General features: G+C 61.3%; 18 protein-coding genes. 4 read left to right on the forward strand and 14 right to left on the reverse strand.

The window, feature by feature from the left end; translation table 11 throughout:
- Window positions 1–15: 15 nt before the first annotated feature.
- Genes QZR14_RS17060 through QZR14_RS17080 form a run of 5 tightly spaced genes read right to left on the reverse strand, consistent with a single transcriptional unit; the run spans window position 16 to window position 5,048 of the window.
- The gene (locus QZR14_RS17060; protein WP_311997191.1) at window positions 16–1,458 is read right to left on the reverse strand and encodes an efflux transporter outer membrane subunit; all 1,443 of its coding nucleotides are present in this window, start codon (window positions 1,456–1,458) and stop codon (window positions 16–18) included.
- On the reverse strand, window positions 1,455–2,357 hold the full coding sequence (locus QZR14_RS17065; RefSeq protein WP_250606494.1) for an efflux RND transporter periplasmic adaptor subunit: 903 nt from the start codon (window positions 2,355–2,357) through the stop codon (window positions 1,455–1,457). The genes QZR14_RS17060 and QZR14_RS17065 overlap by 4 nt, the downstream gene beginning before the upstream one ends.
- Window positions 2,354–2,563, reverse strand: a complete 210-nt coding sequence (locus QZR14_RS17070; protein WP_034151805.1) for a DUF1656 domain-containing protein — start codon at window positions 2,561–2,563, stop codon at window positions 2,354–2,356. The genes QZR14_RS17065 and QZR14_RS17070 overlap by 4 nt, the downstream gene beginning before the upstream one ends.
- Window positions 2,560–4,623: an FUSC family protein gene (locus tag QZR14_RS17075; protein ID WP_311997192.1), complete on the reverse strand. Its 2,064-nt coding sequence runs from the start codon at window positions 4,621–4,623 to the stop codon at window positions 2,560–2,562. Before QZR14_RS17075 ends, QZR14_RS17070 begins: the two co-directional genes overlap by 4 nt.
- Window positions 4,620–5,048 carry a MarR family winged helix-turn-helix transcriptional regulator gene (locus QZR14_RS17080; protein WP_250606530.1) on the reverse strand — a complete coding sequence of 143 codons (429 nt, stop codon included), beginning with the start codon at window positions 5,046–5,048 and terminating at the stop codon, window positions 4,620–4,622. Before QZR14_RS17080 ends, QZR14_RS17075 begins: the two co-directional genes overlap by 4 nt.
- A gap of 201 nt (window positions 5,049–5,249) precedes the next feature.
- On the opposite strand from QZR14_RS17080, the gene QZR14_RS17085 reads away from it, so the two are divergent.
- Together QZR14_RS17085 and QZR14_RS17090 are read left to right on the forward strand one after the other, a co-directional pair.
- On the forward strand, window positions 5,250–5,528 hold the full coding sequence (locus QZR14_RS17085) for a CopG family ribbon-helix-helix protein (RefSeq protein WP_311997193.1): 279 nt from the start codon (window positions 5,250–5,252) through the stop codon (window positions 5,526–5,528).
- On the forward strand, window positions 5,525–5,806 hold the full coding sequence (locus QZR14_RS17090) for a type II toxin-antitoxin system RelE/ParE family toxin (RefSeq protein ID WP_134176147.1): 282 nt from the start codon (window positions 5,525–5,527) through the stop codon (window positions 5,804–5,806). The genes QZR14_RS17085 and QZR14_RS17090 overlap by 4 nt, the downstream gene beginning before the upstream one ends.
- Window positions 5,807–5,809: 3 nt before the next feature.
- On the opposite strand, the gene QZR14_RS17095 is transcribed toward QZR14_RS17090, so the two are convergent.
- A complete protein-coding gene (locus QZR14_RS17095) occupies window positions 5,810–6,055 on the reverse strand; it encodes a DUF2789 domain-containing protein (RefSeq protein ID WP_311997194.1) in 246 nt (81 codons plus the stop codon).
- Between the two features lie 128 nt (window positions 6,056–6,183).
- Window positions 6,184–6,645, reverse strand: a complete 462-nt coding sequence (locus tag QZR14_RS17100) for an aminoacyl-tRNA deacylase (RefSeq protein WP_311997195.1) — start codon at window positions 6,643–6,645, stop codon at window positions 6,184–6,186.
- 153 nt (window positions 6,646–6,798) lie between these two features.
- Here QZR14_RS17100 and QZR14_RS17105 point away from each other — a divergent pair, with 153 nt between their 5' ends.
- Window positions 6,799–7,350 (forward strand): NfeD family protein, encoded by a 552-nt coding sequence (locus tag QZR14_RS17105; RefSeq protein WP_250606500.1) that lies wholly within the window; start codon window positions 6,799–6,801, stop codon window positions 7,348–7,350.
- Window positions 7,351–7,352: 2 nt separating this feature from the next.
- Window positions 7,353–8,111, forward strand: a complete 759-nt coding sequence (locus QZR14_RS17110) for a slipin family protein (protein ID WP_007917711.1) — start codon at window positions 7,353–7,355, stop codon at window positions 8,109–8,111.
- Here QZR14_RS17110 and QZR14_RS17115 read toward each other — a convergent pair.
- The 7 genes from QZR14_RS17115 to QZR14_RS17145 form a co-directional block, all read right to left on the reverse strand.
- Window positions 8,106–9,068 carry a sulfotransferase family protein gene (locus QZR14_RS17115; protein ID WP_311997196.1) on the reverse strand — a complete coding sequence of 321 codons (963 nt, stop codon included), beginning with the start codon at window positions 9,066–9,068 and terminating at the stop codon, window positions 8,106–8,108. The two genes, QZR14_RS17110 and QZR14_RS17115, sit on opposite strands and share 6 nt — an antisense overlap.
- Window positions 9,056–9,841, reverse strand: coding sequence for an aspartyl/asparaginyl beta-hydroxylase domain-containing protein (locus QZR14_RS17120; RefSeq protein WP_311997210.1), 786 nt, complete (start codon window positions 9,839–9,841; stop codon window positions 9,056–9,058). The genes QZR14_RS17115 and QZR14_RS17120 overlap by 13 nt, the downstream gene beginning before the upstream one ends.
- Entirely contained in the window at window positions 9,838–10,443 is a 606-nt protein-coding gene (cysC, locus tag QZR14_RS17125) for an adenylyl-sulfate kinase (RefSeq protein WP_311997197.1), read from the reverse strand. Before cysC ends, QZR14_RS17120 begins: the two co-directional genes overlap by 4 nt.
- A complete protein-coding gene (locus tag QZR14_RS17130) occupies window positions 10,427–11,944 on the reverse strand; it encodes a TolC family protein (RefSeq protein ID WP_250606504.1) in 1,518 nt (505 codons plus the stop codon). Before QZR14_RS17130 ends, cysC begins: the two co-directional genes overlap by 17 nt.
- Before the next feature lie 46 nt (window positions 11,945–11,990).
- Entirely contained in the window at window positions 11,991–18,380 is a 6,390-nt protein-coding gene (locus QZR14_RS17135; protein ID WP_311997198.1) for an Ig-like domain-containing protein, read from the reverse strand.
- Between the two features lie 56 nt (window positions 18,381–18,436).
- Window positions 18,437–19,282, reverse strand: coding sequence for a sulfotransferase family protein (locus tag QZR14_RS17140; protein ID WP_250606506.1), 846 nt, complete (start codon window positions 19,280–19,282; stop codon window positions 18,437–18,439).
- Between the two features lie 134 nt (window positions 19,283–19,416).
- Window positions 19,417–21,018, reverse strand: coding sequence for a glycosyltransferase family 39 protein (locus QZR14_RS17145; RefSeq protein WP_311997199.1), 1,602 nt, complete (start codon window positions 21,016–21,018; stop codon window positions 19,417–19,419).
- Window positions 21,019–21,135: the final 117 nt, after the last annotated feature.

The raw sequence follows: 21,135 nt of genomic DNA on the forward strand, positions 1-21,135 counted from the left end.
AGCATAGCAACGGCCTCAGGGTTTGCTGGCGGTTGTGGCGTGCGTTCGTCCGCTTTCCCAACCGCCGCCCAAGGCGAGGAACAAATCGATCTGGCTCATGGCAACCTGAGTGTTGGCGGCGGCCAGTTGCGCGGTGACATCGGTGTAGGTGCGAGTCGCCTGCAGGTCGGCGAGGAACGACTCGCGACCGGCCTGGAAGAAGCGGTGGGTCTGGTCGGCCGCCAGTTTCGCCGACTGCTCGGCATCGGCCAGCGCATCGCGGCGTTGCAGGAGTGCGCTGTACTGGGCCAGACCGGTCTGGGTTTCGCGAATGGCGTTGAGCACCACGCCGTCGAAGTGCGCCAAAGCGCCTTGGGTCGTGGCTTCAGCCTCGCGGATGCGTGCGCGGGCGCCGTTGGTCGGTACTTTCCAGCTCAGCGACGGGCCGAAGCCCCAGCGGTTGGTCGACGGATCACCGAGGTCATCGATGAGACCAACAGTGCCGATGGTCGCGCCGATACTGATGTCCGGATACAACTCGCCAGTGGCGACGCCGATCCCGGCGGTCGCAGCGGCCAGACGACGTTCGGCCTGACGAATGTCCGGGCGACGTTTGAGCAGCGCAGCGCCATCGCCGACCGGCACCAATTGGGCGATTTTCGGCAATTCGGCGCAGGTGGCGGTACCGGCCGGCAATTGATCGACCGGTTTCGCCAGCAGCATCGACAGACGGAACAGCCCGGCCTGACGCGCCGCTTCATAACGCGGCAGGTCGGCGCGCAGGGATTTGAATTGAGTTTGCGAGCGGGTGACCTGGGTTTCGTCGCCACGCCCGGCGTCACGCAGGCGCTGGATCAGCGTGGTGCTTTGCGATTGCAGATCGAGGGAATGCTCGGCGATTTCGCGTTCTTCGTTGGCCGCGCAGACCTGGGTGTAGGCACGGACGACGTCCGCCACCAAAGTGATCCGCGCTGTGTCTGCCGCGGCTTGGGTCGCATCGGCATTGGCCTTGGCGCCTTCGATGCCACGCTGCAAGGTGCCCCACAGATCGAACTGATAAGAAGCGCTGATGCCGATGTCGCCGACGTTATCGACCGGGACTTTTTCCGGCAGCAAGAAGGCCTGACCAGACTCTTGCAAACGCTGCGCGCCCATCTTCACACCAGCGCTCCAGCCGCCCGCTGCTTCGGCCTCATCGACCTGAGCTCGAGCCCGTTGCAGGTTCGCCGCCGCGACGCGCAAATCGGTGTTGGAGGCCATGGCCTGCTGCACCAGTTGATCCAGCCGCGCATCCTTATAAAGACGCCACCAGTCCGCCGGTACGGGCGCCGACACCACCGGTTTGCCGGCCACTGCCAGTTCGCCCTGAAAATCCTTGCGCTGCACTGCAGCATCCTCAGGCACATGATAATCCGGCCCGACCATCTGACAGGCCGAGAGCATCACGCCCAACCCGGCGATCATCAGCGCCCGGTTCATTGCGCGGGCTCCTGCTTGCGGTCGTCGGCTTTCTGGTCGTCGATGATCGAAACGGTGGCGGTACGCCCGGCGATCATGCGGAAGTCTGCCGGCACATCATCAAAGGCAATCCGCACCGGAATCCGCTGCGCCAGCCGCACCCAGCTGAACGCCGGGTTGACGTTGGGCAACAGGTTGCTGCCGCTGGTCCGGTCGCGGTCTTCGATACCGGCAACAATGCTTTCGACATGCCCGCGCAGTTTGGCGCGGTCACCGATCACCCGGATATCCACCGACTGGCCGACGTGAATGCCGTCGAGTTTGGTTTCTTCGAAATAGCCATCGATGTGGAATGAATTGCTGTCGACCACCGACAACACCGGACGCCCGGCGGTGACGAATTCCTGCGGACGCGGCGCACGATCATTGACGTAACCGTCCACCGGGCTGCGGATCACCGAGCGGTCGAGGTTGAGCTGCGCGCTGTCCACCGCGACCACCGCTTCGGCCAGCGCCGACTGGGCCCGGGCGACCTTCGACAGGCTTTCTTCCAGTTGCTCGGCCGGCACCAGATTGCCGAGGCCACGATTACGTTTGGCTTCACGCTGGGCCTGGGCGAGGGTTTCTTCGCGATCGGCGACTGCGGCTTTGGCCTGACGCAGCGCCAGTTTGAAACGGTCCTGGTCGATGCTGAACAGCACCTGGCCGCGCTTGATCAACTGGTTGTCTTTCACTTCAACCTGCTGGATCAACCCGGATACGTCCGGGGCGATCTGGATGATGTCGGCGCGAATGTGGCCGTCGCGGGTCCATGGCGCGAACATGTAATACATGACCATGCGCCAGACGAGGACAACGGCAAAAGTCACGATCAGCAGGGTCAGTACCACGCGACCGATGGTCAAAAACGGTTTTTTCATGTCATCAGGTATCGACTGAGTGAGTCCACGCCGTACAGCAGTACCGCGTAGAGAGCCACGTTGAACAATGCCCGGTGCCAGACCAGACGGTAAAAGTGCACGCGCTGAAGTACGCCATGCACTAACAGAAACAGCACATAAGTGATGCCCATCAACACCAGCAGGGTCGGCAGGAAAATGCCGCTGATGTCCAGATCACCGATCATAGGGGCGCTCCTTCGGGCAGCGGTTCTTCGGGCTCGGCACTGGAGACGAATTCGACGCCGGGCAACAACGCCAGACGTAAACCGCTCAAGGCGTGCAACAGGTTCAGACGGGTTTCATCATCGCCCTGGCCATTGAGTGCACGGCGCGCGCGGTCCATGGTCATCAGCAACGCTGGCGGTGCCGGCAAGCGTTCGCCGGCCTTTAGGCAGGCGCGGAAATACGCGCCGACTTCACTGACCACTTGCTGCAACAAAGCGTTCGGTGCGCCCGTCACCCTTGGGGTGTAGGCGAGCAAGTCGAGCAGGTTCAGGCCAACGCGCACTTCGCGCATGGCGATGCCGGTGTCTTGGCCGGTGAGGGCCAGACGCGGCAGGTGCTGCATCAACCGATCGAGCAACTGCACGCCTAATTGCCGGTGCTCGGCGAGGTTGGCCGGCTCGGTCATGTGGACAATGTCTTTCCAGCTGAAACGGGTCAGGCGCTTGGCCGCCAACTCCGCACCGAACGGACGCGCCACCAGCGTCCAGATAAACGCGAACAACAGACCTATCGGCCCCGCCAGGTTCGAGTTCACGAAGGCGAAAAAGTCCGCGTCGTAAGCGCCCTGAATGCTGATGAACGATGAGGTGTTAACCAGCGTCAGTAGCATGCCGAGGTAGAAGCGCGGCTGCACGGTCAACGTGCCAACGCAAATAAACGGGATGGAAAACGCCAGCACCAGCATCGGGAAATCGTGCAGGTTGGGCAGAATCAGAAACAGATAAAGACTGGCGAACAGCACCGACATGCCGGTCCAGAAAAAGAACCGGTAGATCTGCGGTGCCGGGTCGTCCATCGACGCAAAGAAGCTACACGCCACCGCCGCCAGAATCACCGCGCTGCCGCCGTCGGGCCAGCCCAGCAGAATCCACAGCACTGAGGCGACGATGATCGCCAGAATCGTCGAGACCACCGAATACAGCATCAGCCCGCGATCGATAAACGGTGTCAGGCGACCGAGGCGCCAGTGGCGATACACCGCGCGCCAGCTGCCTTGGCGCTCGCAGAGAATGGCGTCCTGCAGACTGCGGCAGTCCTGCCACAGATCGATGAATTCGCCGAGGCGGTAGATCGAGTTGGAGAACAGCAGTTGCTTGCGATCTTCCAGCGCCTCGGCGCTCGGTTGCAGGGCTTCGAGCTGGTCTTTCAGTGCTTGCCAGCGCTGGAGATCGGCATCCTGATGGCCGAGCCATTCCCGGGTCGCGGCGAGCAGCGGTGAGAATTTTTCCACCAGTTCGGGCGTGCGTCGCTCAAGGGCATAGAGCGAATCTTCCAGCGCATCGATCACCGGCAACAGGTGAATCATCCGCCCACGCAGTTCCTTGGTGTTGCGCACGGTTTGCGGCCGCGCACCTTCGTGGGGCAGTTGGCCAATCATCAGCTCAAGGCTGTTGAAATTGGCAACCATGGCCATGCGCAGCGCGGTGACTTCTTCGGGCTGCACGTCGCGACTGAGAAATTTCAGGCTGTACGTCGTGGCGTCGGCGAACCACTTGCCCACGGCGTCGTTGAACACCGGCGCCAGCCGTCGCGGCCAGAACATCGCACCGACCACGGCAGCAACGGCGATGCCGAGGAAAATCTCTTCCGTGCGCGCTTCCGCCACGTCCCACACCGCCAGCGGGTTATCCACCGTCGGCAAGGCAATCAGCGGCAAGGTGTAACCGGCGAGCATCAACGCATAACTGTTGGCCGTGCGCAGGTGCAGGGACATGAACAGCAAAATCCCCGTCCACAAGGCGATCACCACCACCAACACATACGGACTCTGCACGAACATCGGCACAAACAGTACCGCTGCCGCCGCACCAAGAAACGTACCGATTGCCCGGTACAACGCCTTGGAACTGGTCGGCCCGAGAAACGGGCTGGAGACGATATACACCGTGGCCATCGCCCAATACGGGCGCGGCATTTGCATGAGCAGAGCGATGTACAGCGCGGTCATCGACGCTGCAAACGTGCGGATCCCGTAGAACCAGTCACGGGCGGGCGGAATGCCGGAGAAAAAACCGTTCAAGAATTAATCACCACAGGCGAATGAGCCGCTTCAAAAGCCCTGAGTACCCGAAGCGTAGCTTCCAGATCGCTTTGCTCGATGCCTTCGAGCACCTCATGACGCAAGCGCACCAGTTCGATCTCGACCGCTTGCACGAGTTCGCGACCGGTGTCGGTGAGGCTCAGACATTTGGCGCGGCGATCCTGGGCATCTTCGGTGCGGCAGACGTAGCCGGAATGGCACAACTGATCGAGCAGACGCACCAGCGACGGACTCTCCATCCCGGCGGCCTGCGCCACTTGCACCTGGCGCACACCCTCACCCAAACGCCCGATCATCAAGAGCGGCACGGCGCAGGCTTCGGAGATTCCATAGTTGACCAGCGTGGTCTGGCAGATCTTCCGCCAATGCCTGGCGGCCACCACCATGGCACTGCTGATGTTCATCTGGAGAGCGTCGAGATCGTTCGGCACGAGACAATGCACACTGTTAGTTTGCTAACTATCAATATCGCATTGGAGGGGAATTTCAGTCAAGTTTTGAAACAAATTGCTCCACTGGTCGCTCGCACGAACTGAAGCTTTCTAATTCATGTGATGACGATGTATATACCTCGTCAGTACCGAGAACCTTGAAGGAATCTGCAGATGTCAAAACAAGCCGTTTTTACAATGAAGCTTGAACCAGAGCTGCGTGAGCAGTTCATGGCGGAGGCAGAGGCCTCCCATCGTCCTGCTTCGCAGATCATGCGAGAAATGATGCGTCAGTTTGTTCGCACACAACAGGAAGCCCGAGAGTACGAAGCCTTCCTGCAACGAAAAGTCGACCTTGCAAGAGAATCGATGGCAGCCGGTGAAGGTGTGTCCAACGAGGAAGTTGAAGCACAATTCGCCGCCAGGCGCAGCCAGGTAGAAAATCAAGGATGAAGATTATCTGGAGTAAAAATGCCGTACAGGATCGCGAAAAAATCTGGGACTACCTTCACGCAAAAAATCCAGGCGCAGCGCTCGACATGGATCGCCGCTTCACCGAAGCGGCTTCGCGCCTATCCCAGAACCCCAAGATTGGCCCGGTCGGCATCATTGCTGGCACTCGCGAATTAATTCCCCATCCCAGCTACCGTCTTGTCTACCAGTCAGATCAGGATGTGATCTGGATTATGGCGCTGGTTCATACAGCACGGGCCTGGCCTTTTCCAAAGTAGCGATTACCCCGCTCTCCCCTTTCGCAACAACACATCCAACTGATCCACCACCTCCGCCCAATCGGCGTCATCCAGAATTTCGTCCCGTAAAAACTGCGACTGGCTCTTCGACCAGAAAAACGCATCAGCCAAATGCAATTCGGGTTTTAGCGGGGAATGGGTAGCAATGAATTGCTCGATGCTGGTCGGGTCGTTGTCCAGGCCGAGTTGTTTGAACAGGGAGGGCAGGCTGTGATTTGGGTTTTCCATTGAGCTATTCCTTCAAAATCCTGGTGTGTGGAAGATTATTCGCGAGCAGGCTCACTCCCACAGGGGAATGCGATCAACCTGTGTGAGCGAGCCTGCTCGCGAAGGCGTCAGTGCCGGCGCCACAGAGCCTAATCACTCAACTCCCGCACCTCGGCATGCGGCACCATTTTCAGAAACTCCGGCATGCTCATGTGCAGCAGATAATTGTGGTTGCCCGCCTCCAGATAAATATCCTTCTGCCGCGTCAGCAACGGGTCGATGACCATGTCCAGGCCGTAGGAGCCACCCAGCGGCGGTACCGCGCCGCGTTCGCAGTCATCGAAGATGTGCGCCAGATTGCTTTCGCGGGTCAGTTGCCATTCGCCGCGGGCGCGTACCTTGCTCAGGTCCAGATGACGGCTGGCCGGCAGCACGGCCATCAAGTAGTGCCCGTGGTGATCGTCGAGGATGATCGATTTGGCCACGCGCTCGGCGGGCACCCCGGCGACCCGTGCGGTTTCCAGGCTGCTGGACGAATGTCGGTGGGCGACGATGTCGTATTCGCAGTGCGCCCGGTTCAGGCTGCTCTGCACCTTTTTAGCCATACGCATGATGCACCTCGGTGTTGCGCTGAACGGTGGTTGCCGTGTCTTTGAGTCTAGTTCGGCGAGGGGGTGGCGCAGGAAATTCCGCTCACTGGACACATCCGCACATTGATCAACATTCAGCCAGTGCCACCCTCAACTAGACTGTAAGAACCAGACATGACGCTCGCGGAGGGTCACGTGAACAGTCGATGTTGTGCGTTTGCCTTGCTCCTGCTGGTCAGCGGCTCAGCCCTCGCCGCCGATAGTTCGTTGCCGCCGATGAGTCCGGCCGGGTTGTGGTTGATTACGTTGGGCATCGTTCTTCTGATCGCCGAAGCCGCGCTGCCCAACTACGGAGTGATCGGGCTGGGCGGGATCATCATGTTCGTCATCGGCGCGCTGATTCTCAGCAACGCCGAACTGCCCGTGCCGCTGATGATCGGCCTCGGCCTGATCAGCGCCCTGCTGTTGATCGCGCTGCTGATCCGCGCCCTGAAAACTCGTCCGCGCCACGCCGTCAGTGGCGACGCCGGCCTGCTCGGCAGTGTGACCGCGATCACCACGGTGCAACCGGGCGATGCGCGTAATGGTTGGGTGCAACTGCAAGGTGAGCGCTGGCAAGTGCTCAGCGCCACGCCGCTGCACACCGGGCAACCGGTACGCGTGGTGGCGCGCAAGGGATTGTTGCTGCAAGTGGCCGCGACTGACGCGGCGCCACTCGGAGAGTGATCATGGGTCTGCAAATCGGTTTTGTTGCGCTGCTGTTACTGGTCATTGCCTTGGCCGGCTCGACGTTTCGTATCCTGCGTGAATACGAGCGCGGCGTGGTGTTCCAGCTCGGCCGCTTTTGGCAGGTAAAAGGCCCAGGCCTGATCCTGCTGATCCCGGTGGTCCAGCAAATGGTCCGGGTCGACCTGCGCACCGTGGTGCTCGACGTGCCGCCGCAGGACGTGATCACCCGCGACAACGTCTCGGTGAAGGTCAACGCCGTACTGTATTTTCGCGTGCTCGATCCGCAGAAGGCGATCATTCAGGTTGAAGATTATTTGTCAGCCACAAGCCAATTGGCGCAAACCACCCTGCGTGCAGTACTCGGCAAACATGAACTGGATGAGCTGCTGGCCGAACGCGAACAGTTGAACATCGACATCCAGCAGGTACTCGACGCGCAGACCGATGCCTGGGGGATCAAGGTCGCCAACGTCGAGATCAAGCATGTCGATCTCAACGAATCGATGGTCCGCGCCATCGCCAAACAGGCCGAAGCCGAACGCGAACGTCGGGCCAAGGTGATTCACGCCGAAGGCGAACTGCAAGCCTCGGAAAAACTCATGCAGGCAGCAGAAATGCTCGGTCGCCAGCCCGGGGCAATGCAGTTGCGCTATATGCAGACCTTGAGTTCGATTGCCGGGGACAAGAGTTCGACGATTGTCTTTCCGCTGCCGATCGAATTGCTCAAAGGCATGGCGGATTTGTCCGGCAAGTCATGAAGCAAACCCTGTGGCGCACAGACGAAGCTTTTCCAACGCCTCGTAGGGCGCTCGAGTGTAATTCTGTACGTGCATTCGCAACATTGCTGAAGCTTCGCGGCGTTTGTCGTCGCCATCGGCAATGAACGCTTGCGAGGGCTGTTTCGCATGCTGCGCGGTCGCGGCAAAGACCTGTTTGCACTGTTCATCGTTCAGGCGGAAAAACCTGGCCAACCGCCCCACCATCGCCTCGGGCAACTCGCTGTAACTGACCGGTAAACCACCCGAGTCACGGCAATGCATCACCCCCGCCGCCAACAATCGCCCCAAGCGTCGGGCGATGAATTCTTCGCGCCCTTCGAACGGCAAACCATCCTCCAATACGCAATCACCGAGCATCCCCGGCACCATGTGCATCCCCGGCCGGCGCAGATGAGAAACGGCAATTTCCAAAGGATCGCGATAGAGAAACAGCCACGGCGTATCTGCGAAACAGTCCTGCAGCAGCGGCCATTCACCGATGTTCCAGGCGTCGAGTTTGATCACCAGGCGCTGTTCCACACCGCGTCGGCGCTGACCATAGGCCGAGAGCAACCCGACGATGGCGGCCCGGCGTTCGGCGGCGGGTAAATCACTGCGTAACAAGGCGTCCAGCGGCGGTGGCTCGGACACGACGATGTGGTCGTCGAGTCGGGCGAGCATCTGGCTGATCAGCGTCGAACCGCAACGCGAGGCGTGCAGCACAAATGCACTCGGTGCAAGCCCAGGGCTCTGCGTTTGCCATTCACTCAGCGCTGCCAAAGACGTCTGGCGCCGAAACGCCTGATTGAACGGCAGCCGTAATGCATCCTCGACCGCATCGCGAAAGAACGGCTGATGCAGCGCCGTGTCACCGAACCAGCACCAATCCACCTGCCACTGCCCGTCAACCGGCCAGACACGAATCGGCAACCAGCCGTCGAAATTCAACCGCTCCATTGTTCGTTCCATTGTCGACGGCCGTCGCGCATCGCCGCACGCAATTCCTCGTAAGAGAACGACAAACCACGCTCAGCGCCCAATTCCAGCGCTCGACTGATGAAGACGTCTGGATCGTGCAGCGTACGCAAGGCCAGAGACAGCGAAACATCTTCAGCCACCAGCCGCTGAAAGCGCTGCAAAGGTGTGTCGGCCAAACCAGGCTCAGGGGTACTGTGCAATCCGTCGCTGATCATCTGTTCAAGCCAGGCACCGGGCCGGCAATCGAGCACCAGATGAACCCGCGCCGAGGTATCGCGGTTATCCACGCGATGTGGGCGAGCGAGATCAAGAAACCAGCACTCCCCGGCCTGCATGGGCATGCGCTGCCCATCGAGCCAGAAATCGACGCTCGGCGGACTGAGCAATGGAATGTGCAAACGCCGATCGGCCTGCGGGCCATCAAGGTCGTAATCGCGATGCTGGTGAATTCGTCCGCCCGGCCCCAAGCGCAGCAATCGCGCGCTGACGATGTCCAGTGAGAGACTTTGCAGCCCTTGTTGCCAGCGCTCATCACGCAGCCAAGGGCCGCGCTGCACCGGTTCACCGCGTCCGGGGGACAGTTCGGTCAGCGCATCGACCGCCGAAATGAGCGCCACCCCGCTCCAGTCACCGGAAAAATAACCGACATTGAAATGGCTGCGCCAGGCGTCGTCGGCAATCGCTGCCAGCGCCTGCAACAGCAAGGGCAAATCCACGGTCACCGGCAATCGCGAATACGCCGGGCGGCTCATGTCCTGGGCAACACCGAACACTCGCCGAGCCAGGTCAGCAGCCGATCGAGGCAGGCATCGACCGACTGCGCGCCAGTGTCGAGCACCAATGACGGTTGCGCCGGTGGCTCGTAGGGCGCGGAAATGCCGGTAAACCCGGGCAGGTCGCCGCGTCGGGCGCGGGCGTAATGGCCTTTCGGATCACGTTGCTCGCACACCGCCAGCGAAGCGCTGCACCAGACTTCGCGATAATCGTCCCCCAAGCGTTGCGCAAACACCTCACGCAGCTCGGCCAACGGCGCAATCATCGCCAGAATCACGATCTGGCCGTTGTCCACCAGCAGCGCCGCGAGTTCGCTGGCGCGGCGAATGTTTTCCTGGCGATCGGCATCGCTGAAGCCCAGATCCCGGTTGAACCCGGTACGCAAAGTGTCGCCATCGAGCACCACGGTTTGCAGGCCATCCCCGAACAAGGTGGCCTGCAGCGCTTGCGCCAATGTCGACTTGCCTGCCGCCGGCAAACCGGTCAGCAGGATCGCCGCACCCCGATGACCATTGCGGGCCTCGCGTTGCGTGCGGCTGACGCTGGCAACGGGCGCCAGCACATCACTGCGCAGGGGCATGCGCCACCACCGGCACCGAAATATCCCCCGACGCCCACGCCGACTCGCGGTTGGCCAGCGCGGTGGCGATCGACTGCACTTCGGTCGACTGCACCTGATCCGGCAGCGGATCGAGGCCGGCACTGGCGAAGATCTGACCGTAGGCATTGCGCAGATCGGCGTACGACAAATCACGGCGCAAGTCGGCTTGCAGATTGTTCAACTCGCCCTGAATCAACTCCAGCTCACCAATCCCGGCAGCCTGATGACGGTTGCGTAACTGGCCAACGATTTGCCCGTCGATGTCCGACAACTGTTGGTTGGTCTTGAACTGGCGCATGGCTTCTTGATAGTTGGCATTCGCCACATACAGTTGCGCGAGCACCGCTATCGACATTGCTTGTCGCCGCGCAGTGGCCACTTCTTCGCCGGCCTTGGCGACGTTGATCGCCGCCGGAGCAGAGATCACGTTGAACAGGTTCCAGGTGACTTTGACGCCGTAGTCGGCCCAGCCCTGTTCGACGAGAAAGGAGTTGCTGTCGTAGTGCCCGCCAGCGGAAAACTCCAGGCCCGGCAGCAAGCGCAGCATGGCCTTGCGGGTTTCAGCGGCGCTGATGCGCGTCTGGTAATCCTGCTCGCGCAGTTCCGGGCGGCTGGTCAAGGCCTCCTGTTCCAGTTTGGCCAGATCGACCTTGAGTTCAGGAATCTGATAACCATCATCGGTGGCCAAGGTCAGATTGGTGCCCAGTGGCAAGTTGATCAACGTCGCCAGTTCGGTTTTCGCCAGCGACAAGGCACGGCGTTGTTCTTCCAGTTGCCGGGTGGCTTCGATCAGCGAACGCTGGTAACCGAGCGATTGCACCGGGTCGCCAATGCGTTGATCGCTGAGGGTCTGGCTGTTGTCCCGAGCGGTCTGGACCCGCGCCATCAGGCTGTCGATCTGTTTGAGCAGGCGCTCGGCAGCCATCGCTCGCCAATAGGCCGAACGCACATCCTGAACGATGGTGTTGATCACTTTGCGGCGCCGTTCCTGGACGATCAGGCGCTGATCGCCCTGCTGCTTGGCGCTGATGTAGCTGACGCCGAAGTCGAGGACGTTCCAGACCATGGTCAGGTCGGCGACCTCGCGGTCGCGATCCTGCGAGGTCGACGGTTCCAGCGACTGGGTGCCGGTGCGTACGCTCTGGCTGCTGGAGGCGTTGACGTTGTTGCGCCCGACGTAGCCGGCGTCCAGCGCCATGCGCGGCAGCATGTCGAAACTGGCGAGGTCGAGCTGCCGCTTGGCCAGCGCCTCCTCCATGATCTTCAAGCGGCCTTCGAGGTTATATTTCACCGCGCGGGCCATGGCCTGATGCAGGGTCAACGGACCGCGCAGCGGTTCCTGATCCTTGTACATGCCTTGCAGGTCGCTTTTGGCACGCTGTTCACTGACGCTGCGCTCAATCGGTTCACTGGTCACTGCACATCCGCTGATCGCCAGCGCCAGCAGGCTGGCGCCGAACAACTTCTGACTTCTCTTCATCCCTGGATCGCCCCTAGGTCCCGCACAGTGTTGAGTAATGGTTGGTTCAGGCCGATATTTCGCTGATGCCGACCTGTTGCAGTGCTGCCGCCAGGTTGTCGACCCGGTGCTGTTCGTTGTCTTTGAGTTGTTGCAGTTGCTGGCCCAGCGTCGGCGCGCCAAACACGCCGCGCAGGCCTTGAGAAACATCGCCAGCCTTGAGTGACTGACTGCCGAACGCGTTCAACGAATCGCGGTCGGCGGCGCTGTCCTGATTGAACAGGCTCGACAGCGTGCTGGTCCCGAATACGCCACCGTCACCGCCGCCAAAACCGAGGAAGCCGTGGCCGGATCCATCAGCGCCGCTGTCGCTACTGCTGAACACCTGCGCGATGAAGCTCGGGCTGAGGGCGCCGTGGTTCATGAAAATATCGCCCAGCGGACGGATGCCATTGCCGATCACCCGTTGCTCGAACAGTGGTGCAAAGGTCAGCGGTGAACCGAGATCGCCGGTGGGCGCTGTGAAAATGATCGGTTGCAGCGGGACGTTCGGCGGCGGTGGCGGCACCACCGGATCGCTGCTGCGAATCAGCGGATCGGGAATCACCACACTGGTGGACGGCGTTGGCGGAACGACCGGCGGTACGGTGTTGATCGCGTAATTGTTCGAGTTGCTGACGCCGCTGCCGCTGTTGCCTGACTGATCACTGACGCCTGCGCTGTTGACGCTGATGGCATTGCTGGCGCTGTTGACGTTGGCATTCGGCGTCAGGGTCGCGGTCCAGGTTTTGCCGCCATCGCTGCTGCTCAGGTTGGACAAGGTGCCATTGCCGACATTGATGTCCGCCAGATCAAAACCACTGACCGCCTCATTGAAGGTGATGATCACCTGTGAGGTCTGGCCGAGACCGAGATTCGGATTGGCAATCACCACTGTCGCCGTGGGCCGTTCGCTGTCGAGTGCGTAGTTGTTCGACACCGCCACCGTGCTGCCGACGTTACCGGCCAGATCCGTGACGTTGCTGGTGTCCAGCGCGATGAAGTTGCTCGGATCGCTGACGTTGGCCGTCGGCGTGAACGTCGCGGTCCAGGTTTTTCCGCCATCGCTGCTGCTCAGGTTGCTCAGATCCCCGTTGGTCACGCTCAGGTCGGACAAATCGAAATTGCTCACCGCCTCGCTGAAAGTGAAGGTCACCGTGGTGGTCTGGCCGATGCCCAGATGCGGGTTGGCGACCACGATGTCCACCGTTGGCCGGGTCGCGTCGAGCGCGTAGTTGTTGGAAATGGCGATGCTCGCGCCAGGGTTGCCGGCCAGATCCTGCACGCCGGCAGTGTCGACGATGATCAGGTTGGTCGCATCGTTGACGTTGGCGGTTGGTGTCAGCGTGGCGGTCCAGGTGATGCCGCCGTCGCTGCTGATCAGGTTCGCCAAGGTGCCATTGGCGACGCTGATGTCCGACAGATCGAAACCGCTCACGGCTTCGCTGAAGGTGATGGTCACCGTGGTGGTTTCGCCAATGCCCAGGCGATTGTCGGCGACCACGATAGTGGCGGTCGGCAACGCGGTGTCGATGGCAAAGTTGTTGGAGTCGGTGGTGCCGACGCCACTGTTGCCAGAGGCGTTGGTGACCCCGCTGTTGTCGAGGGTGATCAGGTTGGTGGTATCGCTAATGTTCACGGTCGGCGTGAACGTCGCCGTCCAGGTGACGCCGCCGTCGCTGGAGGCCACGTTGCTCAGGGTGCCGTTGGCGATGGTCAGGTCAGCGTTGCTGAAACCGCTGACCGCCTCGCTGAAGGTGATCGTCACGATCGAGGTTTCCCCGGCCTTGAGCGAGCTGTCCGCAACGACGATGGTCGCGGTCGGCACTTCGGTTTGCACCGCGTAGTTGGCCGAGTTGGTGGTGCCAGTGCCAGCATTGCCGGCCAGATCGCTGATGCCGGTGTTGTTCAGAACAATCAGGTTGGTGGTATCGCTGATGCCGATGGTCGGCGTGAACGTCGCCGTCCAGGTGATGCCGCCGTCGCTGGACGAGACGTTGCTCAACGTGCCATTGGCGACGCTCAGGTCGGAATTGTCGAAACCGGTGACGGCTTCGCTGAAGGTGATGGTCACGGTCGCTGTTTCACCAGGACGCAGATCGTTGTCACTCATGACAATCGTGGCGGTCGGACGCTGACTGTCGACCGCGTAGTTGTTCGAATCGGTGGTACCGCTGCCAGTGTTGCCGGCCCCGTCGACCACTCCAGTGTTGTCCAGGGTGATCAGGTTGCTGGTGTCGGTGACGCCGGCCGATGGGGTAAACGTCGCGGTGTAGGTGATGTTGTCCGAGGTGCTCAGCGCGGAAAGTGTGCCGTTCTCGACGGTCAGGTCTGCCAGGGTGAAACCGGTCACCGCCTCGCTGAAGGTAATAGTGACCGTGGTGGTCTGGCCAACGCCCAGCGCCGTGTCGGCCACCACAACGGTCGCGGTCGGGCGCTGGGTGTCGATGGCGTAATTGTTCGAATCAGTGGTGCCCACCCCCACGTTGCCGGCCCCATTCTGCACCCCGGTATTGTCCAGGGTGATCAGGTTGGTCGCGTCGGTAATGTTGGTGGTCGGCGTGAAGGTTGCCGTCCAGGTGATGCCTCCATCACTGCTGCTCACGGCGCTCAGCGTGCCGCTGGCGATGGTCAGGTCGGCGTTACTGAAACCGGTCACGGCTTCGGAGAAGGTGATGGTCACCGTGGTGGTTTCGCCGATGCTCAGGCTGTTGTCGGCAACCACGATAGTGGCGGTCGGTACCATTGTGTCGATCACGAAATTGCCGGAGTTGGTGACGCCGGTGCCGGCGTTACCGGCCAGGTCAGCGATGCCGGTGTTGTTCAGGCTGATAAGGTTGCTGGTGTCGTTGATCCCGAGAGTGGGCGTGTATGTCGCCGTCCAGGTGATGCCGCCGTCGCTGCTGCTCACGGCGGTCAACGTGCCGTTGGGTATGTTCAGATCGGCGTTGGTGAAGCCCGTCACCGCCTCGGAGAAGGTAAAGGTCACCAACGAGGTTTCACCGGCGCTGAGGCTCGTGTCGGCGACCACGATGGTCGCTGTCGGACGTTGGGTGTCGATGCTGTAATTGTTCGAATCCGTAGTGCCGCTGCCAGCGTTGCCGGCCAGGTCAGCGATGCCGGTGTTGTCCAGCGTCACCAGATTGGTGGTGTCGCTGACGCTGGCGCCCGGAGTGAACGTTGCGGTCCAGGTAATACCTCCGTCGCTGCTGCTTACTGCGCTCAAGGTCCCGTTGGCGATGGTCAGGTCGGCGTTGGTGAAACCGCTGACCGCTTCACTGAAGGTGATGGTCACCAGCGATGTGTCGCCGATTTTCAAGGCCGTGTCCGTGAACACGATGGTGGCCGTTGGGCGCTGGTTGTCGATGGCGTAGTTATTGGAGTCGGTGGTGCCGCTGCCCTGGTTGCCGTTGACGTCACTGACCCCGCTGTTGTCCAGGGTGATCAGGTTGGTGGCATCGGTAATGTTGGCGGCCGGCGTGAAGGTTGCTGTCCAGGTGATGCCACCATCACTGCTGCTCACGGCGCTCAGCGTCCCGTTGGCGATGGTCAGGTCGGCATTAGTGAAGCCGGTCACGGCTTCGGAGAAGGTGATGGTCACCAACGACGTTTCGCCGATTCTCAAGGCGTTGTCGGCGACCACAATAGTCGCCGTCGGGCGCTGCGTGTCGATGGCGTAATTGTTCGAGTCGGTGGTGCCGCTGCCGACATTGCCGGACAAATCGGAGAGGCCGGTATTGGCCAGGGTGATCAGGTTGGTAGTATCGCTGACGTTGTTGGTTGGCGTGAGGGTGGCCGTCCAGGTGATCCCGCCGTCACTGCTGCTCAAACCGCTCACGCTGCCATTGGCCACGGACAGGTCGGCGGTGGTGAAACCGGTCACGGCCTCGCTGAACGTGATGGTCACCAGCGAGGTTTCCCCTGCCTTGAGCGCGGTGTCCGCGACGACAAGGGTGGCCGTCGGGCGCACGGTGTCGATGGCGTAGTTATTGGAATCGGTTGTACCGCTGCCGGCGTTACCGGCCAGGTCAGCGATCCCGGTGTTATCCAGCGTCACCACGTTAGTGGTGTCGGTGACACCGCCACTGGGCGTAAACGTCGCCGTCCAGGTAATGCCTCCATCGCTGCTGCTCACGGCGGACAACGTGCCGTTGGCGATGGTCAGGTCGGCGTTGGTGAATCCGCTGACCGCTTCACTGAAGGTAATGGTCACCAGCGACGTTTCACCGATTTTCAGGGCCGTGTCAGCGACAACGATAGTGGCCGTCGGGCGCTGGGTATCGATCACATAATTGCTGGAATTGGTGGTACCGACACCCACGGTACCGTCAGAGACCGCCGCCACACCGGTGTTGTCCAGAGTGATGACGTTGGTGGTGTCGGTAATCCCGTTGGTCGGCGTAAAAGTCGCGGTCCAGGTGATCCCGCCATCGCTGCTGCTCACGGCCGTCAACGTTCCGTTGGCGATGGTCAGGTCGGCATTGGTGAAGCCAGTGACCGCCTTGTTGAAGGTGATGGTTACCAGCGAGGTTTCGCCAATTTTCAGCGCACTGTCCGCCAGGACGATGGTCGCGGTCGGTGGTTCGACGTAATTGGTATTGAGCGTGCCGCCGACACTGTAAACCGCAGCAGTGGCACTCGGCGAGCTACCCGTCGCGCCGCCGTTTGACGGGCCTCCGACACCACTGGCCGCAGCGTTTCCGGTGATCGCCGCGAAGTTGGCAGCGGTGATCAGTACCGTGCCGCCGTTGTTCCAGATAGCCCCGACACCACGGCCACCGTCACCGCCGTTGGCAATGTTGCCGCCGCTGCCACCACCGCCGCCGCCACCGCCCGCCGCGAGGTTATTGCTGATGACCGATGTGCCGATGACTTTCAAGGTGCCGGTCGAGGCGTTGTAGATACCGCCGGCCGCATTGCCACCGACGCCGCCAACCGAGTTCCAGCCCGAACCACCGCCGCCACCACCAATGGACAACGTGCCATTGGTCGCTGAGCCGCCGTTGCCGCCTTGACTGTAACCGGCGGCGCCATTGCCGCCGAGGCCGCCAGTGCTGGTACCGCCGCGCCCGCCCATATCGTTCGAGGTGTAGCCGCCGCCATAACCACCGGTATTCGCTGTGCCGACCCCACCGGCATAGGTTGAGTTGCCCGGGCCTGTCGAACCACCATGGCCACCGTTACCGCCGCCGATCCCGCCACCACCGCCGCCGCCGCCGCCGGAATAACCTCCGGCCACCCCACCGCCGCCGCCACCACCGGAAGCGGCGTTGGCAGTGACCGTGACGTTATTGAGCGTAAGAATGCCGGCGTTGAAAATCCCGCCGCCCATGGCGCCTGCCGCCGCCGCGCCACCATTACCGCCATTGCCGGCCACCAATCCCTTGGTGATCACCAGCCCGTCCAGCGTCACGGTGGCGCCGGAAGTGATTTCCACCACGCGGGTCTTGTATTGCCCGTCGAGGGTCACGTCGGCCACGCCGTCGTTGTTCAGATCGCCATCGACGGTGATGTTCTTGTTGATCAATAACTCGGAGTTGAGTTGCACGGTCATACCGGCGTTGAACGTGACGATGTCGCCGTTTTGCGCAGACGCCAGAGTCGTACGCAACGAGCCTACGCCCGAGTCGAGGTTGTTAGTCGCGGTCCAGGTGGCAAGGCCCCATTGATATTCACTCATCGCCTTGGTCGACAAGACATTGGCGCTCTCGATGGTGCCGGTGGCAATTTCCAGGTCCCAGTCGCCGCCGACACCGGTGCGGTTATTCGAAGCGGCTACATCACGGCCGGTCAACTGCGCCAGCGAGTCGACGAAACTCAAGCCGCGATCGCCCTCGGCGGTGTAGCAGCCGTAGATCAGGATGTCGCCGCCAGCGTTCATGTCCTTGCCGATTTCGCCGAGGATGGCGCTGCGTTGCGCGACGTTGTCCGCAGACAGATAACTGTTGCCCAACCACAGATCGCCAGCGTTGCCGTGGGCAATGATCTGCACTGAACTGACGCCATGATGTTGATCGAGGTAATCGGCGATCTGTTGCAAACCATCCTTGGTGGCGTCGAGTTTCACCACTTGGGTGCCAGGGGCGACGCCCTGGACCAGGCTGTCGGCATCTTTCACACGCGAATCGACGAACACCACGCTCTGGCCCGTCACCGCCACGGGGCTGGCGGCCGGCGTGGCATCGGCCTGACCATGGGTGTCCTTGCTGGCGACCGGGTGATCGGCGGTCGGCGCCTTGGCGGCATCTGCCGCAGGGTGGCTGTCAGCCTGTGCAGCCGTATCGGCCACGGTGGCAGCCACTGCGCCGTCGAACAGCATGCGCGGTTCCAGAGACATGATCATCGGCGATGCCAGCGAACGCTGACCCTCGGTTGTCCGTGACTTGACCTTCGCACTGCCAAAAAGAGACCACCACATGTTGCTCACCCGAACTCGAACGAATGTACGTGACGCATCAATAAAAAATGCCGCGATCAGTTGATCGCAGCGTCGGACTTCATACGAATGACATTGGCGGCGCTGGCTGAGCCATCGAGCCAAAAGGACAAATCGGCGTATTGCTTGAACAGGTCGGGCGGCAGAATGCTGCGGCGCGACTGCAAGGCCACCTTGGGTTTGACCTTGTGCAGCCCGGCCAGGCCAAGGCCCTGGTCGAACGCTGGCGCGTCATAGGCCAGATGCTCGAAATCGTGTTCGAACCACGGTTCGCCGATGAACTCGTAGACCAGCCGCAGCACACGCTCCGGCGCCTGAGTCAGGAGGTCGTAATCGATGATCAGCAGCGAGTCGGCGTGCTCGCCGTAATAGGCTTCCTTGAGTGCCGCCCAGGCAAAACCCACCAGCCGGTTGCGCTGAGCCAGGGTTTCGCAACGGCTGTACACCGTGTTGCGCTCGACGGCATCGCTAAACAGTTTGGTGTTTTCGAAAGGATTGGCGCGGTACAGGCGCTCGAGACTGTCCATGACCCAAGCAACGTTGCGCACGCAGGCGATGACTTTGGCTTGCGGAAACAGGTCGTTGAGCGCCGGCAGCCGCGAGCTCCACTGCCGATTGGTGTCGAACACCACCGGTTTGTCGGCCTTGTCGGCATAGTAGGAGTCGAACAGACCGCGCAACAGGCGACGGCGCATGTCGGTGTCGATCACCGCGCCGTATTCACTGCCGGCGCTGCATTGCTCCAGGACGCTGGAGAAGAGCGATCCGACCGGGCTGCTCATGCCCGCGTGAAAGCGCGGATTCTGCAAAAGAATCGCAGAAAGCAGGGTGGAGCCTGAGCGCGGCAAGCCGGAGATAAAGTGGAACTGCTGCAATCCCTTCACCCTGATCAAAAGTCCTTTTGTTCGACAGAGCGTAGTCCAACAGTAACCTTGCGACTAGTAGTGTTTTGATATCAGATCAGAGCAAAAAGAACTAACCGGTACATTTTTTATCGCGAATTTAAAGCAGAATCGATTTAGCGCTGAGCCTCCGGATTCACGGCATTCGCGGGCACCACATACAGGCGCGCAAATGCGCCGCCGCCCCGCACATCGCTGCGCTGCTGCCAGCCCTCGGGTATCGAGGCAAAGTCATCGGCGTCGTAAGTGGCGCCGATCAGCCACACCCGACCGTTACCCCGGGCCAGATCAGGAAGATGGTCGACGTAGACATTCTCGGCCACCAGCGAGCCAAAACCGTACTCGTTGGGTCGGGTCGAACGGCCATCCGCGGCCGGTGGCGTGTAGAGACGCACCAACGCGCCGGTACGATCGTAGTAGACGTAACTCAAGTACCAGAGCATGTCGCTGGTAACGATGCGATCACCGGGCTGGAAATGCTGATTGACGTAATTCACCACGCGATCGAACTGATCATTGCTGTCGACGGTAGCGTTGTTGTTCAGCCCGACCATTTCCACCCCGAGCAACGACACCAGCACCGCCACAGCCAGGATCCGCACACGACCGTACAAGCGGTCGATGGCCAGCGCTGCCAGCAGCGGCAAGCCCAGGGCATAGGCGGTCAGATAGCGCTCGATGAACAGCGGCGTGATAAACGACACCGCAAACACCAGCAACAGCGGTAAGCCGGTGTACAACGCCAGCAGGACGCTGCCGCGCGACACACTGCGATCCCGCAGCACCGCCACCGCTGCGAGCACCAACAACGTCATCGGCATTGCACCGAACACCAGCCACGGCAGATGTTCGCCGTCATCCTGGATCAACCATGTCCAGGTCATCGATGGCAACGAGGTCAGCGTCACCGGGTCTTCCCAGCCGACATCGCCACCGACCTTGAGTTGTTCCATGTGCTGCATCAGACCCAGCAAATTGGGCAGCCATGGCAAGTACAGCACCGCGATGAGCAGATTCGCCAGCCACCAGGCCGGACGCTGGATATGCCGCAGGCGATAGCCGCGCTGAAACCGGATCACCCCCAGATAAATCCAGTGACACAGCGCCGCCAGCACCGCGAAGTAATGGGTGTAGAACGCCGCCGTCATCAACAGCGCATAAACCACCAGATAGCGGTGACGCTGCGGGCGGCGGATCCAGTAGACCAGCGCCAGCGTCGCGGCGATCAACAGCAGGCCGAGCAGCGAATACATGCGCACTTCCTGGCTGTAGCGCACTGCCGTCGGCAACAACGCCAGCAGCAGCCCGGCGAGGATCGCAGCGCGGCGCGTGGCCAGGCGATCCACCAGCCAGACGCCCATCCCGACCGCCGCGATGCCGGCCAGCGCGCTGAGGCTGCGGATGGCAAAAATCCCGTCGCCGAACAGTTCGATCCAGCCATGCAGCAGCATGAAGTACAGCGGCGGATGCACATCGAACGCCGCGTGATGCCAGATCTCGCCCAACGAGTAGCGCGCCAGCCGCAGGCTGGAACCTTCATCGCCCCAGATCGCCGCCGCCGTCAGGTCGTAAAAGCGCGCAGCAGCGGCCAGCAGCAGGATCGGCAGTAGCCAGTGCTCCCGGGCCCAACGGATCAAGGGCAAGCGGGCAAACCACGAACCCGGCGTCGCATGCGGATCCTGTGTGTCACCCACCGGCGTAACTCTGTTGACCGCCATTGCGTCCTCTTGCCGTGCCACATCACCGCGCCTGTATGAGCCAGAACTGCCACTCACTCTAGGTCAGGCGCAGGAGAACCGTCGATGCCGATTTGCGACTTCACGACACCCGGCAAC

The organism is Pseudomonas sp. rhizo66, from assembly GCF_031931925.1.
Taxonomy (GTDB): Bacteria; Pseudomonadota; Gammaproteobacteria; order Pseudomonadales; family Pseudomonadaceae; genus Aquipseudomonas.